At 60.6% G+C, this 15,408-nt stretch carries 12 protein-coding genes; 5 read left to right on the forward strand and 7 right to left on the reverse strand.

Annotated features, from left to right (window positions below; all coding sequences use genetic code 11):
* Positions 1–320 precede the first annotated feature (320 nt).
* Genes mfd through KGB20_RS24615 form a run of 3 tightly spaced genes read left to right on the forward strand, consistent with a single transcriptional unit; the run spans position 321 to position 7,059 of the window.
* Positions 321–3,770 carry a transcription-repair coupling factor gene (gene mfd, locus KGB20_RS24605; RefSeq protein ID WP_159389608.1) on the forward strand — a complete coding sequence of 1,150 codons (3,450 nt, stop codon included), beginning with the start codon at positions 321–323 and terminating at the stop codon, positions 3,768–3,770.
* Positions 3,771–3,780: 10 nt separating this feature from the next.
* Entirely contained in the window at positions 3,781–4,359 is a 579-nt protein-coding gene (locus KGB20_RS24610; RefSeq protein ID WP_150812434.1) for a CsiV family protein, read from the forward strand.
* A gap of 6 nt (positions 4,360–4,365) precedes the next feature.
* Positions 4,366–7,059, forward strand: a complete 2,694-nt coding sequence (locus KGB20_RS24615) for a DEAD/DEAH box helicase (protein WP_223517934.1) — start codon at positions 4,366–4,368, stop codon at positions 7,057–7,059.
* A gap of 143 nt (positions 7,060–7,202) precedes the next feature.
* Here the strand turns inward: KGB20_RS24615 and KGB20_RS24620 are convergent, their stop codons facing one another.
* The 3 genes from KGB20_RS24620 to KGB20_RS24630 all read right to left on the reverse strand — a co-directional run bounded on the left by KGB20_RS24620 (position 7,203) and on the right by KGB20_RS24630 (position 9,829).
* Complete coding sequence (locus KGB20_RS24620) at positions 7,203–7,940, reverse strand: S-methyl-5'-thioinosine phosphorylase (RefSeq protein ID WP_223517931.1); 738 nt, start codon at positions 7,938–7,940, stop codon at positions 7,203–7,205.
* A gap of 12 nt (positions 7,941–7,952) precedes the next feature.
* The gene (nagZ, locus tag KGB20_RS24625) at positions 7,953–8,963 is read right to left on the reverse strand and encodes a beta-N-acetylhexosaminidase (protein WP_056722002.1); all 1,011 of its coding nucleotides are present in this window, start codon (positions 8,961–8,963) and stop codon (positions 7,953–7,955) included.
* A gap of 158 nt (positions 8,964–9,121) precedes the next feature.
* Entirely contained in the window at positions 9,122–9,829 is a 708-nt protein-coding gene (locus tag KGB20_RS24630) for a TetR/AcrR family transcriptional regulator (protein ID WP_007974041.1), read from the reverse strand.
* A 229-nt stretch (positions 9,830–10,058) separates the two neighbouring features.
* Here KGB20_RS24630 and lexA point away from each other — a divergent pair, with 229 nt between their 5' ends.
* Both lexA and sulA read left to right on the forward strand, forming a co-directional pair.
* The gene (gene lexA / locus KGB20_RS24635) at positions 10,059–10,667 is read left to right on the forward strand and encodes a transcriptional repressor LexA (protein ID WP_150812432.1); all 609 of its coding nucleotides are present in this window, start codon (positions 10,059–10,061) and stop codon (positions 10,665–10,667) included.
* Between the two features lie 10 nt (positions 10,668–10,677).
* Positions 10,678–11,154 (forward strand): SOS-induced cell division inhibitor SulA, encoded by a 477-nt coding sequence (gene sulA, locus KGB20_RS24640; RefSeq protein WP_008052977.1) that lies wholly within the window; start codon positions 10,678–10,680, stop codon positions 11,152–11,154.
* Between the two features lie 92 nt (positions 11,155–11,246).
* Here sulA and KGB20_RS24645 read toward each other — a convergent pair whose 3' ends face one another.
* The 4 genes from KGB20_RS24645 to KGB20_RS24660 form a co-directional block, all read right to left on the reverse strand.
* Positions 11,247–11,480 carry a hypothetical protein gene (locus KGB20_RS24645; protein WP_046041430.1) on the reverse strand — a complete coding sequence of 78 codons (234 nt, stop codon included), beginning with the start codon at positions 11,478–11,480 and terminating at the stop codon, positions 11,247–11,249.
* A gap of 94 nt (positions 11,481–11,574) precedes the next feature.
* On the reverse strand, positions 11,575–12,099 hold the full coding sequence (locus tag KGB20_RS24650) for a DUF6586 family protein (RefSeq protein WP_150671813.1): 525 nt from the start codon (positions 12,097–12,099) through the stop codon (positions 11,575–11,577).
* A 247-nt stretch (positions 12,100–12,346) separates the two neighbouring features.
* Positions 12,347–14,974 carry a type I DNA topoisomerase gene (topA, locus tag KGB20_RS24655; RefSeq protein ID WP_150812430.1) on the reverse strand — a complete coding sequence of 876 codons (2,628 nt, stop codon included), beginning with the start codon at positions 14,972–14,974 and terminating at the stop codon, positions 12,347–12,349.
* A gap of 114 nt (positions 14,975–15,088) precedes the next feature.
* Entirely contained in the window at positions 15,089–15,325 is a 237-nt protein-coding gene (locus tag KGB20_RS24660) for a DUF1653 domain-containing protein (protein WP_057715655.1), read from the reverse strand.
* Positions 15,326–15,408 lie beyond the last annotated feature (83 nt).

Below are 15,408 nucleotides of genomic sequence, written 5' to 3' on the forward strand. Positions count from 1 at the left end.
GCGGTAGCAATGCGCGCCCGTCGCGCTTTACGTAACAAATCGTCGTTCAAAAAAATTACGCCTCGCTCCAGCCCAATAAAACCGGGGCTTTCAGCACAGTCAATTTTTTGGAGCCAAAGTCTCCTTATCCGTAACCCTCCGTAACACTCGTTGTTTTTGCCACTACATATTCATTAATTTTAGGTAAAAAAGCGCAGAATTTTGTCTTTACCACTACATTTCGCCAAACCCGTACTTTAGACACAGTCAGCAACTGACAGGCGGCATCGTAGACCGCTACAATTACCGACTTTGTCGCAACGCTTGGAGCTCAACCTTCCGTGCCCGTTCTGCGTCTACCGCTTCTCCCTGCCGCGGCAGGTAAACAGCACTGGGGCAACCTGCCCGGTGCCGCCCTGAGCCTGGCCATCGCCGAGGCCGCCAGCGCTGCCAAGCGCTTTACCCTGCTGCTGACCGCCGACAGCCAAAGTGCCGAACGGCTGGAACAGGAGCTGGCTTTCTTCGCCCCGGATTTGCCCGTACTGCACTTTCCCGACTGGGAAACCCTGCCCTACGACCTGTTCTCGCCGCACCAGGACATCATTTCCCAGCGCATCGCCAGCCTGTACCGGTTGCCGGAACTGAGCCATGGCGTGCTGGTGGTGCCGATCACGACCGCCCTGCATCGCCTCGCGCCGACCAAATTCCTGCTCGGCAGCAGCCTGGTGCTGGATATCGGCCAGAAGCTCGATGTCGAGCAAATGCGCACCCGGCTCGAAGCCACGGGCTATCGCTACGTCGATACGGTGTATGAACACGGCGAGTTCACCGTTCGCGGTTCGCTGATCGACCTGTTCCCGATGGGCAGCAAGCTGCCGTATCGCATCGATCTGTTCGACGACGAAATCGAAACCCTGCGCACCTTCGACCCGGAGAACCAGCGTTCGATCGACAAAGTCGACTCGGTCAAGCTGTTGCCGGCCAGGGAGTTTCCGCTGCAGAAAGAAGCGGTCACCCGTTTCAAGGCGCGGTTCCGCGAGCGTTTTGACGTCGACTTCCGCCGTTGCCCGATCTTCCAGGACTTGAGCAGCGGGATTACCCCGGCCGGTATCGAGTACTACCTGCCGCTGTTCTTCGAAGAAACTTCGACACTGTTCGATTATTTGCCCCAGGACACGCAAGTGTTTTCCCTGCCGGGCATCGAGCAAGCCGCGGAAAACTTCTGGAACGATGTGCGCAATCGCTATGAAGAACGCCGCGTCGACCCGTCCCGTCCTTTATTGCCACCCGCCGAACTGTTCCTGCCAGTGGAAGACTGCTTCGCGCGCCTGAAGAACTGGCCGCGCGTGGTGGCCAGTCAGCAGGATGTAGAAAGCGGTGGCGGTCGCGAGCGCTTCCCGGCTCGCGAGTTGCCCAACCTGGCGATCGAAGCCAAGGCCACTCAGCCAATGGCGGCACTTGCTGGTTTCCTCGACCAGTTCCCCGGTCGCGTACTGTTTACCGCCGAATCGGCAGGCCGCCGCGAAGTGTTGCTGGAGCTGCTGGAACGCCTGAAGCTGCGACCGAAAACCGTCGACAGCTGGCCGGACTTTGTCGCCGGCAAGGAACGGCTGGCGATCACCATCGCCCCGCTCGACGAAGGCTTGCTGCTCGATGACCCGGCCCTGGCCCTCGTCGCCGAAAGCCCGCTGTTCGGCCAGCGCGTGATGCAGCGCCGTCGCCGCGAAAAACGCGCCGATGCCAACAACGATGCCGTCATCAAGAACCTCACCGAGCTGCGCGAGGGTGCGCCGGTGGTGCACATCGACCACGGTGTCGGCCGCTACCTGGGCCTGGCGACCCTGGAAATCGACAGCCAGACCGCTGAATTCCTCGCCCTGGAATACGCCGAAGGCGCCAAGCTTTATGTGCCGGTGGCCAACCTGCACCTGATCGCCCGCTACACCGGCAGCGACGATGCCCTGGCCCCGCTGCATCGCCTGGGCTCCGAGACCTGGCAGAAAGCCAAGCGCAAAGCCGCCGAACAGGTGCGTGACGTGGCCGCCGAGTTGCTCGACATCTATGCACGTCGCGCTGCCCGCGAAGGCTACGCTTTCGCCGATCCGAAGGCCGACTACGCCACCTTCAGCGCCGGTTTCCCGTTCGAAGAAACCCCGGACCAGCAAACCACCATCGAAGCGGTGCGCGAAGACATGCTTGCGCCCAAGCCGATGGATCGCCTGGTGTGCGGCGACGTCGGCTTCGGCAAGACCGAAGTGGCAATGCGCGCCGCGTTCATTGCGGTGCACGGCGGTCGCCAGGTGGCGATCCTGGTGCCGACCACCCTGCTCGCCCAGCAGCACTACAACAGCTTCCGCGACCGCTTTGCCGACTGGCCGGTGAGCGTGGAAGTGATGAGCCGCTTCAAGTCGGCCAAGGAAGTGAATGCGGCGGTCGCGGACTTGGCCGAAGGCAAGATCGACATCGTCATCGGCACGCACAAGCTGCTGCAGGACGACGTGAAGATCAAGAACCTCGGGCTGGTGATCATCGACGAAGAGCACCGTTTCGGTGTCCGTCAGAAAGAACAGCTCAAGGCCCTGCGCAGCGAAGTCGACATCCTGACCCTGACCGCCACGCCGATTCCGCGCACGCTGAACATGGCGGTGTCGGGCATGCGCGACCTGTCGATCATCGCCACGCCGCCGGCCCGGCGCCTGTCGGTACGCACCTTCGTCATGGAGCAGAACAAGAGCACGGTCAAAGAGGCCTTGCTGCGTGAGTTGCTGCGTGGCGGCCAGGTCTACTACCTGCACAACGACGTGAAGACCATCGAGAAATGCGCTGCCGATCTGGCCGAACTGGTGCCGGAAGCGCGGATCGGCATCGGCCACGGGCAGATGCGCGAACGCGAACTCGAACAGGTGATGAGCGACTTCTACCACAAGCGCTTCAACGTGCTGATTGCCTCGACCATCATCGAGACCGGCATCGACGTACCGAGCGCCAACACCATTATCATCGAGCGTGCCGACAAGTTCGGCCTGGCACAGTTGCACCAGTTGCGCGGCCGGGTCGGACGCAGCCACCACCAGGCGTACGCCTACCTGCTGACGCCGCCACGCCAGCAAATCACCCCGGACGCGGAAAAGCGCCTGGAAGCGATTGCCAACACCCAGGACCTCGGCGCTGGCTTCGTGCTTGCCACCAACGACCTGGAAATCCGTGGCGCCGGCGAACTGCTCGGCGACGGCCAGAGCGGGCAGATCCAGGCCGTCGGCTTCACGCTGTACATGGAAATGCTCGAGCGCGCGGTGAAGTCGATCCGCAAGGGCGAACAGCCAAACCTCGATCAACCGCTTGGCGGCGGTCCGGAAGTCAACTTGCGGGTACCGGCGTTGATCCCGGAAGACTACCTGCCGGATGTCCATGCCCGCCTGATTCTCTACAAGCGCATTGCCTCGGCCACCGACGAGGACGGCCTCAAGGATTTGCAGGTGGAGATGATCGACCGTTTCGGCCTGTTGCCGGAACCGACCAAGAACCTGATCCGCATCACTGCATTGAAATTGCAGGCCGAGCAACTGGGTATCAAGAAAGTCGATGGCGGCCCTCAAGGCGGTCGCGTCGAGTTCGCCGCACAGACGCCGGTCGACCCGCTGACCCTGATCAAACTGATCCAGAGCCAGCCAAAACGCTACAAGTTCGAAGGTGCCACGATGTTCAAGTTCATGGTTCCGATGGAGCGCCCGGAAGAGCGCTTTAATACTGTAGAGGCGCTTTTCGAGCGCCTCGTTCCGAAAACTGCTTGAAGGACGCCGCATGCGCCTGTTTCGCTCACTGACCCTGCTGACCCTGTTGATGCCAGCGCTGGTCGCACCCACGGCATATGCCGATGACCTGTATCAGGTCGAAATGATTCTGGTCCGTCAAAACACCGTGCCGGCAATCGTCAGTCGCGCCGCGCCGGAAGACTGGGCCGCTGGCGCCCAACCGGTCAACCCCGACAGCCTGCGCACGCCAAGCCTCAATGGCGAGGTGGAAAAACTCACCAGCAGCGCTGACTACACGGTGTTGCTGCACAAGGCCTGGCAACAGCCCCTCGGCGAAACCGCCAGCAAAGTGGCGATCAGCGACGGCAAGGAACAGTATGGTCAGTACCCGATCGAGGGCACACTGAACATGAAACTGGGGCGCTTTACCGACGTCGACGCCGATTTCTGGGTCAACCAGATCGATGCCAATGGCATGGTGACGGCCAGCGAGCGCTTGAAACAGGAAAGCCACACCAAAAACGGCCAATTGAACTTCCTCGACAACGGCCACCTCGGCCTGCTGATCAAGATCACCTCGCTGACCGCCCCCGCCCCCCGAGCAGCTCCCGAAGAAATTCCGGACTGATTCCCAATGTCCGCGACCCTGAGCAAACCCCTGGCACCGTCCTGGGTCAGCCGATTCAAGGAACAGAGCCTGGAGCGTGGCCGCCGCTACGCGCTGGAGAATCGTGTCAGGATCGTCGAAGCCGGCGACGCAACCATCGTCGCCGCGTGTGAAGGCTCGGGCGGTAACGTTTACCGTCAGACCATTCGCCTGCGCGAGTCAGCCAAGGGCACTCTGCTGATGGTCGACGCCACCTGCTCCTGCCCGGTCCACAGCAACTGCAAACATTGCGCGGCGGTGCTCCTGCAAGTGCAGGAAACCCTCGACTACCCCGCTGCCGCCAAAGATGCCGAACTCCTGGAAAAACTCCAGGCAGTCCTGGAAAACCGCAGTCCGAAAGCACCGCCGCAAGTGCTGGTGGACAATGTGCAGCCCGTTCCGCGCCTGTGGCTGGCCAGCATCGAGTTCAGCGCGTTCGAACCGCGCAACGGTCGAATGCAGCGTTACATCCAGCATCGCGCGGCGCTGTCTTTCAGTTACCTGGACGAGTACGTTTCCGGGCAGAAAAACACCGACATCCTGATTCGTCAGGAAACCCAGACGCTGCGGATAAAACGCCACCCGGAAGTGGAACAGTCCTACCGAGAGCAACTGCGAATCCTCGGCTTCAAAATCGCCACCCGGCAAAGCAAGGCCCTGCCGGAAAGTGCCGGCGAGCTGTTCGAGATGGTCAATGACAGCGCCTGGCTGACCTTTACCCTCAATGAACTGCCGAAGTTGCGCACCCAGGGCTGGGAATTGCAGATCGATGAGGACTTCGGTTTCGACCTGACGGCGGTAGACGACTGGTACGCCACCGTCGAACAGGCACCGGAGCGCGACTGGTTCGACCTGGAACTGGGGATCATCATCAACGGCGAACGCCTGAGCCTGTTGCCGATCCTGCTCAACCTGATGCGCTCCCACACCGAAATCCTCAACCCGGAGCGCCTTGCCCGACGCCGCGACGACGAGCTGATCCTGGTCAATATCCCCAATCGCCCGAACTCCGGACACGGCCCGCTGCAAGTCGCCCTGCCCTTCGGCCGCTTGAAACCGGTGCTGGCCACCCTCGGCGAGTTCTACCTGCAGGAGCCCGGCGACACCACGCTGCGCCTGAGCAAGGCCGATGCCACACGCCTGAACCCACTGGAAGACATGCCACTGCTCTGGGAGGGTGGCGAACAGATCCGCACCTTTGCCCAGCGCCTGCGCGACATCAAGGACCACACGGCCGTCGCCCCGGACGGCCTGAATGCGACGTTGCGTCCGTATCAGCTTGAGGGCTTGAGCTGGATGCAATCGCTGCGGCAACTGGAAGTGGGTGGAATCCTTGCGGATGACATGGGCCTGGGCAAAACCCTGCAGACACTGGCGCACGTCCTGAGCGAGAAAAACGCCGGTCGTCTCGATCGTCCGTGCATGGTGGTGATGCCGACCAGCCTGATCCCCAACTGGCTCGACGAAGCGGCGCACTTCACGCCGCAGCTCAAGGTACTGGCGCTGTACGGTGCCAGCCGCAAAAAACACTTCGACAAGCTGGCCGACTACGATCTGATCCTGACCACCTATGCGCTGCTGCCCAAGGATGTCGAACGCCTGGCGGCGCAGCCCTTGCACATACTGGTGCTGGACGAAGCGCAATACATCAAGAACCCGACCAGCAAGGCCGCCCAGGCTGCCCGCGAGCTCAATGCCCGGCAGCGCCTGTGCCTGAGTGGCACGCCGCTGGAAAACCATCTCGGTGAACTCTGGTCGCTGTTTCACTTCCTGTTGCCCGGCTGGCTGGGCGACGTCAAAAGCTTCAACCGCGATTACCGCGTGCCGATTGAAAAACGCACCAGCGAGGTCAGGCTCCAGCACCTCAACGGCCGGATCAAACCTTTCCTGCTGCGCCGCACCAAGGAACAGGTTGCCACCGAGTTGCCGCCGAAAACCGAGATCATCCACTGGGTCGAACTCAATGAGGCCCAGCGCGACGTGTACGAAACCATGCGCCTGGCCATGGACAAGAAAGTCCGCGACGAGATCACCCGCAAAGGCGTGGCCCGCAGCCAGATCATCATTCTTGAAGCCCTGCTCAAGCTGCGACAGGTGTGCTGCGATTTGCGCCTGGTCAACGAGGCGACCCTGCCAAGCCGTGGCAGCACGTCAGGCAAGCTCGATAGCCTGATGGAAATGCTCGAGGAATTGTTCGAGGAAGGTCGGCGGATCCTGCTGTTCTCGCAGTTCACTTCAATGCTGTCACTGATCGAAGACGAACTGAACAAGCGCGGCGTGGCCTACGCTCTGTTGACCGGCCAGACCCGCGACCGCCGCACACCGGTGAAGGAATTCCAGAGCGGCAAGCGTCAGATTTTTCTGATCAGCCTGAAGGCCGGTGGCGTTGGCCTGAACCTGACCGAAGCGGACACGGTGATTCATTACGACCCGTGGTGGAACCCGGCGACGGAAAACCAGGCGACCGACCGCGCGTATCGCATCGGCCAGGAGAAGCCGGTGTTCGTCTACAAACTGATTGCGCGCGGCACGGTGGAAGAAAAGATTCAGCACCTGCAAAAGGAAAAATCCGACCTCGCGGCCGGCGTATTGGATGGGCGCAAGGCCGGGGACTGGAAACTGCAGAGCGATGATATCGAGGCGCTGTTTGCGCCGCTGCCGGAAAACCTCGAAAAACGCTGAGACTTTCGGTGCCTGATCCGGCCTCTTCGCGAGCAAGCCCGCTCCCACAGTGGTTTTGTGTTGCCTCCACTGTTGAAGCTAAACACAATTCGAATGTGGGAGCGGGCTTGCTCGCGAAGGAGTCGACTCGGTGTATCGTCTGATCAGCCCTTGAGCACCCGCGCCAGCGTCGACTTCACCTTGCCCATGCCGTCATGCAACGCCTGCTCGATCTCGGCCATGGTGATCACCGCCGTCGACTTGCCCGCCGCCGGGTTCACCACCAGCGCCAGACAGGCGTAATCGAGTTCCAGCTCGCGGGCCAAGGCGGCTTCCGGCATACCGGTCATGCCGACGATGTCGCAGCCATCGCGCTCCAGCCTGGCGATTTCAGCCACCGTCTCCAGGCGCGGCCCTTGAGTGCAGGCATACACGCCATGACTGCTGTAGCCCACGCCTTCCGCCGCCAATGCCGCAATCAGTTGCTGACGCAACGGTTCGCTGTAGGGGTAGCTGAAGTCGATATGGGTGACGTGCTCCAGGTCATCGGCAAAGTAGGTGTGCTCACGACCGCTGGTGTAGTCGATCAACTGATGTGGCACGCAGAAATGCCCGGTGCCCATCGCGGCATGGATGCCGCCCACGGCGTTGACTGCCAGAATGGCTTCGGCACCGGCCTGCTTCAGCGCCCAGAGGTTGGCGCGGTAGTTGACCTGATGCGGTGGAAAACGATGGGGATGACCGTGACGCGCGAGGAACAGTACTTCCTTACCGGCATACTCGCCGATCTGAACGTCGGCCGAAGGTGCGCCATAAGGCGTGTCCACTGCCAGTGACTGGCGAATGCTCAGGCCTTCGAGTTGAGCCAGGCCAGTGCCACCGATAATCGCGTAAACCGTCATAACAAACAGTCCTTAATCAATCAATTGAGCTTCTTTGAGCGCGCCGACAGCGGCCAGCCAGCGCGGGTCTTGACGGTATTCGGTGCTGGCAAACGACTGGCCGCGCATCCGCGCAATGCGCTCGGAAGGCTTGACCTTCAGACGCTGGGCAGCGCTCAGGGCCAGTTCGGCGGCCGCACGGTCATTGCACACCAGGCCCATGTCGCAACCGGCAGTCAGCGCCGCTTCGATACGGCTGGCGGCATCGCCGACCACGTGAGCGCCCGCCATGGACAAGTCGTCACTGAAGATCACGCCATCGAACTGCAACTCGCCACGCAGGATGTCCTGCAACCAGCGGCGGGAGAAGCCGGCGGGCTGGGAATCGACTTGTGGATAAATGACGTGGGCCGGCATGACCGCGGCCAGTTGCTTGCTCAGCTTGGCAAACGGCACCAGGTCATTGGCACGGATCTCGTCGAGGCTGCGTTCGTCGTTGGGAATCGCGACGTGAGAATCCGCTTCAGCCCAGCCGTGGCCGGGGAAGTGCTTGCCGGTGGCAGCCATCCCGGCGCTGTTCATCCCGCGGATGAATGCACCCGCGAGCAAGGCAGCGCGCTCGGGATCACCTTCGAACGAACGGGTGCCAACAACGGCGCTGCGCTGGTAATCCAGGTCCAGCACCGGGGCAAAGCTCAAGTCCAGGCCGACAGCCAACACTTCGGTGGCCATGATCCAGCCGCACTGCTCGGCCAGGTATTCGGCGTTCGGGTTGTCGGCAATGGCGCGCATGGCGGGCAATCGCACGAATCCCTGGCGCAGGCGCTGCACGCGGCCGCCCTCTTGATCCACCGCCAACAGCAGATCGGGACGAATGGCGCGAATGGCCGCACTCAGCTCGCGCACTTGACGCGGATGTTCGATGTTGCGGGCAAAGATGATCAGGCCACCCACTTCGGGCTGGCGCAACAATTGGCGATCTTCAGCCGTCAGCCAGGTACCGGCGACGTCCACCATCAACGAGCCTTGCAAGCCAGCAGTCATAGAAATTCCTTGATAACAGAAAACCCGGCCCACACGAATTCGCCGCCAGACGCTATGCCCGGCAGGTCGGCGATTTCAATGGGAAACGGGTTCAGAACGAGAGTCGGCATGGGCGGCTAGCTTAGCGGATGTCAGCTGCCGCGCCCACCCGTGTGCGGTTAAACCTTGGCGGCAACCGGTGTCGATTTGCTACGCGGACGCAACTGGGCCGTGGCCATGGCCGTGTCGGTAACGCCGGATTCGGCGCGCATGCCGGCAGCCAGGAACGGCACCATCAGGCGCATGACCTGCTCGATCGAGGTGTTCACGCCGAAATCGGTTTCGGCAATCGCGCGCAAGGCCTTGATACCGGACATGCTGAACGCCGCCGCACCCAGCATGAAGTGCACGCGCCAGAACAGTTCGATAGGTGGAATACGTGGCGCCGCTTCGTTGACCAGCATCATGTAGCGGCGAAACACCTTGCCGTACATGTCTTCCAGATAACGACGCAAGTGCCCCTGGCTCTGACTGAACGCCAGCCCCAGCAAACGCATGAAGATAGACAGGTCGTTGCCACTGCGCGGCTGCACCACCAGTGCCTGCTCCACGAGGATTTCCAGCAACTCTTCGAGTGTCGGCTTGATTTCAGGCTTGGCCTGACGCCGCTCCAGCTCTTTATCGAGGCTGATGCAGAATGGCCCGAGGAACCGCGAGAAAACCGCTTGAATCAACGCCTTCTTCGAACCGAAGTGATAGTTCACCGCCGCCAGGTTGACACCCGCCTTGCTGGTGATCAGACGCAACGAGGTTTCGGCGAAACCTTTTTCCGCGAACAACTGCTCGGCGGCATCAAGAATGCGTTCAACGGTTTCCGACTGGGCCATGGCTACTCCGCCTGACAAACACTTGTTTGAAACATACGTTTCAGCCTGTGCATTGTCAAGTCTGGCAGTTCGTTTCGGGAATGGTCGGTCAGACATTTAACCACACAACGGCAAAGCTTCAATCCACCAGCTGTTTGACCGTCCGGCGGCGACTGAAAAATGGAGCATTGCCAAGACCGCCTTACTGTATATAATCCCAGTCACTGTATAAAAAAACAGAGCGATCGATATGCTAAAGCTGACGCCACGACAAGCAGAGATTCTGGCCTTCATCAAGCGCTGCCTGGAAGACAACGGGTACCCACCCACCCGCGCGGAAATCGCTCAGGAACTGGGTTTCAAGTCACCCAATGCGGCGGAAGAACACCTCAAGGCACTGGCCCGCAAGGGTGCAATCGAGATGACGCCTGGCGCCTCCCGTGGCATCCGCATTCCCGGCTTCGAAGCCAAGACCGACGATTCCACCCTGCCGATCATTGGCCGGGTAGCAGCCGGCGCCCCGATTCTTGCGCAGCAACACATCGAAGAGTCCTGCAACATCAATCCCGCCTTCTTCCATCCCCGCGCCGACTACCTGCTGCGCGTCCATGGGATGAGCATGAAGGATATCGGCATTTTCGACGGCGACCTGCTGGCGGTCCACACCACCCGCGAAGCCCGTAACGGCCAGATCGTCGTTGCGCGGATCGGCGACGAAGTGACCGTCAAGCGCTTCAAGCGTGACGGCAGCAAAGTCTGGCTGATCGCCGAGAACCCCGAGTTCGCCCCTATTGAAGTGAACCTTCAAGACCAGGAACTGGTGATCGAAGGCTTGAGTGTCGGCGTCATTCGCCGCTAAAGGAGGCACCATGCAGTTCCCACAGACATCACCACAGCAAACCCAACTGCCGTTGTTCGAAGCGTTCATGGCACAGCCATTGGCGCCGATCCTGAAAGACGTAGTCGAGTCCCCCTGGAGCGCCGAACCTGACGCTTTCAGCGAGCTGTCACTGCGTGGTGCAGCCGGGAACTGCCTGAGCCTTCTGGCACCGATCCTCAGGGAATTGAGCCAGGACCAGGACGCACGCTGGCTGACACTGATCGCGCCACCCGCCAGCCTGACTCAAGCCTGGCTGCGAGATGCCGGCCTTAACCGCGAGCGCATTCTGCTGCTGCAACCGCGGGGCACCCAGAGCGCCCAGCAACTGACTTGCGAAGCCCTGCGCCTGGGTCGTAGCCACACGGTGGTCAGCTGGATCAACCCGCTGAGCCCCCAATCGCGACAACAACTGATCAGCGCCGCCCGTACCGGGGACGCTCAGAGCCTGAATATTCGACTGGGTTAACCGGCGGACAAACGCGTGATTCACCGCGCAAGGCTTCTCCAGGGACAGAGAAGCCGATGAGTAACGACATCAGGAAAAGCGACAGGCGGCGGTCAATGAAGAACCCGCGACCCCTCTTCCTTGTCGAATTCGCCTTCAACCAGGCGACCGGCCATCTGAACACCGACGCTCAACATCGCCTTGGCGACTTCCACGTGCTGCCCTTGCAGGAATGCCTTGGCGTCCTCGGAGAAATCCAAAGTAACCAGAGAACCCTCGTCCTCGGCCCTGCGCAGCTCGATACGGCCGTCTGGTAACTCGACAATTTCTAGAAAGGACGTTGGCATAAAGGACTGTTCTCCACGAAAGGCGGGGATTATATAGGCATCGGCCAGGCTTCGCTCGGGATCTTGACCAGATGCCATCCCAAAACTGTTTCTGTCAGCACTCGTTCAAGCCTTCGCGAAAGCGGATCGCCAGCGCTTTCAGGTTCTGACGCCAGCTCTCCAGCTCCTCCCGACTCAGCTCTTGCGGCGCCTCCTCTTCATCCAGATTGACAGCCAGGATCAGTGGCTGGGTCACGTCGCCTTTTGGCTTGTGGGGCGCGCGCGGCGGCTGAAACAACGCAGCATGGGCAGCCAACAACTTGGCCAGCCAGGTCTCCGGGTTATTGGCCAGCTCGACCAGCTCAGCCATTTCCGGAATGGCGATGGTGTCCAGCACCTCGCGAGTCAGCAACAACTCTGCACGGGGCGCATTGGCCTGAGGCAAGCGATAGAAGCCGGCGATCTCGTGACACAGGCCCAGCAGCGCGCCGTACAGATGAAACAGCGCGGATTCGCGCCCGGCCTGGATCAGCGCCAGCGAATTCATCGCCCGCCCCTCTTCAGTGCGGGCCAGCGCTTCGAGCGACAAGCCGGCGAAATAAATCTTCTGATTGGTGCGGGTGTACAGTTCGTGGGCCATGACGGCAGCCTCCACAACGAAATAATTGCTTCACGCAGGTCTGACAGTGTCGTGGATCAGCCGATCCGACCGCAAGCCCAAAACAAAAAAGCCGCATGAAAACCCAAGGGTTCTCATGCGGCCTTGCGCATTGACTGTAGGAGCGAGCTTGCTCGCGATGGGCCTGAGAACAACGCGGGCATTCTGAAGGCCCGCGTCATCGTTGACGACAATCGCGAGCAAGCTCGCTCCTACAGGGGGCGCGGCTTTAAGCCTTGGCTGCCGGACGCTTGTCTTCGACCGCCCACTTGCCGCCGTCGTAGAACGCTTTCCAGCCAGTCGGCTTACCGTCAACTTCGGTCTGCACGTACTGCTCCTTGGTCTTGCGGCTGTAACGAATCACGGCTGGCAGACCATCCGGATCTTTCTTCGGCGCTTCGCAGAGGAAGTGATACTTCGGATCGATCTCATCCTTGTGCGGGATGATTTCCATCACCAATGGAGCACGAGTCTCGCGGTTTTTCGGGAACTGGCTGGCCGCCAGGAACAGACCGGATGCACCGTCGCGCAGAATGTAGGTGTCGTTGACCTTTTCGCACTTCAGCTCAGGCATCTTCACCGGATCCATCTTCGGCGGCGCGGCATCACCACTCTTCAGCAGTTTGCGGGTGTTCTTGCAGGTGGCATTGGTGCAACCGAAGAACTTGCCGAAACGGCCGGTCTTGAGCTGCATCTCGCTACCGCACTTGTCGCACTCCAGGCTCGGACCTTCATAGCCCTTGATGCGATAGGTGCCCTCTTCGATTTCGTAGCCATCGCAATCCGGGTTGTTACCGCAGATGTGCAGCTTGCGCTTCTCATCGAGCAGGTAGGCGTCCATCGCCGTGCTGCAGATCGGGCAGCGATGCTTGCCACGCAACACCAGCGACTCCGACTCACCCTCGTCGTCCGCAGCGATTTCATCGCCCGGCACCAGGTTGACGGTGGCCTTGCAGCGCTCTTTCGGCGGCAGGCTGTAGCCCGAGCAACCGAGGAACACGCCGGTCGACGCGGTACGGATCTGCATCGGGCGACCGCAGGTGGTGCACGGAATGTCAGTCATGACAGGCTGATTGGCCCGCATGCCGTGTTCCGGGCTTTCGGCTACTTCGAGTTTCTTCTTGAAGTCGCCGTAGAACTCGTCGAGCACGTTTTTCCAGTCGCGTTCGCCCTGGGCCACGTCATCGAGATGCTCTTCCATGCCGGCGGTGAAGCCGTAGTCCATCAGGTTGGAGAAGCTTTCGGCCAGACGCTCGGTGACGATGTCGCCCATCTTTTCCGAATAGAAACGACGGTTGTGCAGCGCCACGTAGCCGCGGTCCTGAATGGTCGAAATGATCGCCGCGTAGGTCGAAGGACGACCGATGCCGCGTTTTTCCATTTCTTTTACCAGGCTGGCTTCCGAGTAACGCGCCGGCGGCTTGGTGAAGTGCTGGGTCGGATCAAGCTTGATCAGCTTCATCGCGTCGCCCTGGGCCATGTCCGGCAGTACGTCGTCATCGCCCGGCTTGGCGATTTGCGGCATGACGCGGGTGTAACCGTCGAACTTCAGGATGCGGCCCTTGGCGCGCAGCTCGAAGTCGCCGGCACCGACAGTGACCGTGGTCGACAGGTATTGCGCCGGCAGCATCTGGCAAGCGAGGAACTGGCGCCAGATGAGCTCGTAGAGGCGCTCAGCGTCACGCTCCATGCCCGACAGCTTGCTTGGCTCGGTATTGGCGTCGGACGGACGAATCGCTTCGTGAGCCTCTTGTGCGCCTTCCTTGCTGCTGTAGACGTTCGGGGTTTCCGGCAGGTATTTCTTGCCGAATTCGCCTTCAATATAGGTACGCGCCATCGCCACGGCATCAACCGAAAGGTTGGTGGAGTCGGTACGCATATAAGTGATGTAGCCAGCTTCGTAAAGACGCTGGGCCATCATCATGGTCTTCTTCACACCGAAGCCCAGGCGATTGCTTGCGGCTTGCTGCAAGGTGGAAGTGATGAAGGGTGCCGACGGCTTGCTGCTGGTCGGCTTGTCTTCGCGCTTGACGATGCTGTAGCTGGAAGCCTTGAGCTTCTCCAGCGCGGCCATGGCCTGGGTTTCATTGAGCGGCTTGAAGGCTTCGCCTTTCTCGCGGGCCACGTCGAAGCGCACGGTCGCGCCTTTTGCGGTGCCGAGGTCGGCGTGAACTTCCCAGTACTCTTCCGGGTTGAACGCGCGGATTTCACGTTCGCGCTCGACCACCAGCTTCACGGCAACCGACTGCACGCGACCGGCGGACAGACCGCGAGCGATCTTGGCCCACAGCAGCGGCGAAACCATGTAACCCACCACGCGGTCGAGGAAGCGACGCGCCTGCTGGGCGTTGACGCGGTCGATATCCAGCTCGCCTGGTTTCGAGAAGGCTTCCTGAATCGCCTTCTTGGTGATTTCGTTGAACACCACGCGCTTGTAGCGGGTGTCGTCACCACCGATGGCTTCGCGCAGGTGCCAGGCAATGGCTTCCCCCTCGCGGTCCAAGTCGGTTGCGAGATAGATGGTGTCAGCATCCTTGGCGAGCCGGCGCAGCTCTTCGATGACTTTTTCCTTGCCCGGGAGGATCTCGTACTTGGCTTTCCAGCCATGATCCGGATCGACACCCATGCGCGCGACCAGCTGCTTGCGCGCTTTTTCTTTCGGCGACAGTGCCGGCGCTTCACCCGCAGCAGCCTTGCCGCGCTTGGCGGCTGGCTCTTTGCTGGCGCTAGCCGAACCGCTGGTGGGCAGGTCTCGGATATGGCCGATACTCGACTTCACCACGTATTCGTTGCCCAAATACTTGTTGATGGTCTTGGCCTTAGCCGGGGATTCCACAATGACCAGCGATTTGCCCATGGATCAGAAAATTCCTGAATTCGAGAAGTGAAAGGCGGTTGGCGCCTGACGCGGCACCGCTATATATAGTGGCTACAAGATGAGGTCAAGCGCAGGGCTCTGCGCGCACTCCCCTTATGGCTGCGGAAAAACGCTCGGTTCGGCCTGCACCAAAGCAAAGCGTGGCACCTGTTCGCCGTCAACCTCGACGGACTCCAGGAACATGCTCAAGGGACGCACCCAAAAGCCGTAATCGCCATACAGGGCTTGGTAGAAGACCACTTCTTCTTCGGTTTCCGAATGCCGCGCAACACTGAATACGCGGTACTGCGGACCTTTGTAATGTTGGTAGAGCCCAGGTTGTATCGGCATGCTTTGGCCCTCACTCAAATTTTTTCAAAATAAAAAAATAAATCCGGAAAAACAAAAACCGGGGCACTTGGCCCCGGCTTCCA

The organism is Pseudomonas sp. BF-R-30, from assembly GCF_019956175.1.
Lineage (GTDB): Bacteria > Pseudomonadota > Gammaproteobacteria > Pseudomonadales > Pseudomonadaceae > Aquipseudomonas > Aquipseudomonas jessenii.

Bases quoted from the DNA above. Each gene is read 5' to 3' on its own strand.
- KGB20_RS24620 (WP_223517931.1), bottom strand. From the start codon at position 7,940: ATGACGGTTTACGCGATTATCGGTGGCACTGGCCTGGCTCAACTCGAA.
- KGB20_RS24615 (WP_223517934.1), top strand. From the start codon at position 4,366: ATGTCCGCGACCCTGAGCAAACCCCTGGCACCGTCCTGGGTCAGCCGA.
- KGB20_RS24645 (WP_046041430.1), bottom strand. From the start codon at position 11,480: ATGCCAACGTCCTTTCTAGAAATTGTCGAGTTACCAGACGGCCGTATC.
- KGB20_RS24660 (WP_057715655.1), bottom strand. From the start codon at position 15,325: ATGCCGATACAACCTGGGCTCTACCAACATTACAAAGGTCCGCAGTAC.
- topA (WP_150812430.1), bottom strand. From the start codon at position 14,974: ATGGGCAAATCGCTGGTCATTGTGGAATCCCCGGCTAAGGCCAAGACC.
- KGB20_RS24630 (WP_007974041.1), bottom strand. From the start codon at position 9,829: ATGGCCCAGTCGGAAACCGTTGAACGCATTCTTGATGCCGCCGAGCAG.
- nagZ (WP_056722002.1), bottom strand. From the start codon at position 8,963: ATGACTGCTGGCTTGCAAGGCTCGTTGATGGTGGACGTCGCCGGTACC.
- KGB20_RS24650 (WP_150671813.1), bottom strand. From the start codon at position 12,099: ATGGCCCACGAACTGTACACCCGCACCAATCAGAAGATTTATTTCGCC.
- lexA (WP_150812432.1), top strand. From the start codon at position 10,059: ATGCTAAAGCTGACGCCACGACAAGCAGAGATTCTGGCCTTCATCAAG.
- sulA (WP_008052977.1), top strand. From the start codon at position 10,678: ATGCAGTTCCCACAGACATCACCACAGCAAACCCAACTGCCGTTGTTC.
- KGB20_RS24610 (WP_150812434.1), top strand. From the start codon at position 3,781: ATGCGCCTGTTTCGCTCACTGACCCTGCTGACCCTGTTGATGCCAGCG.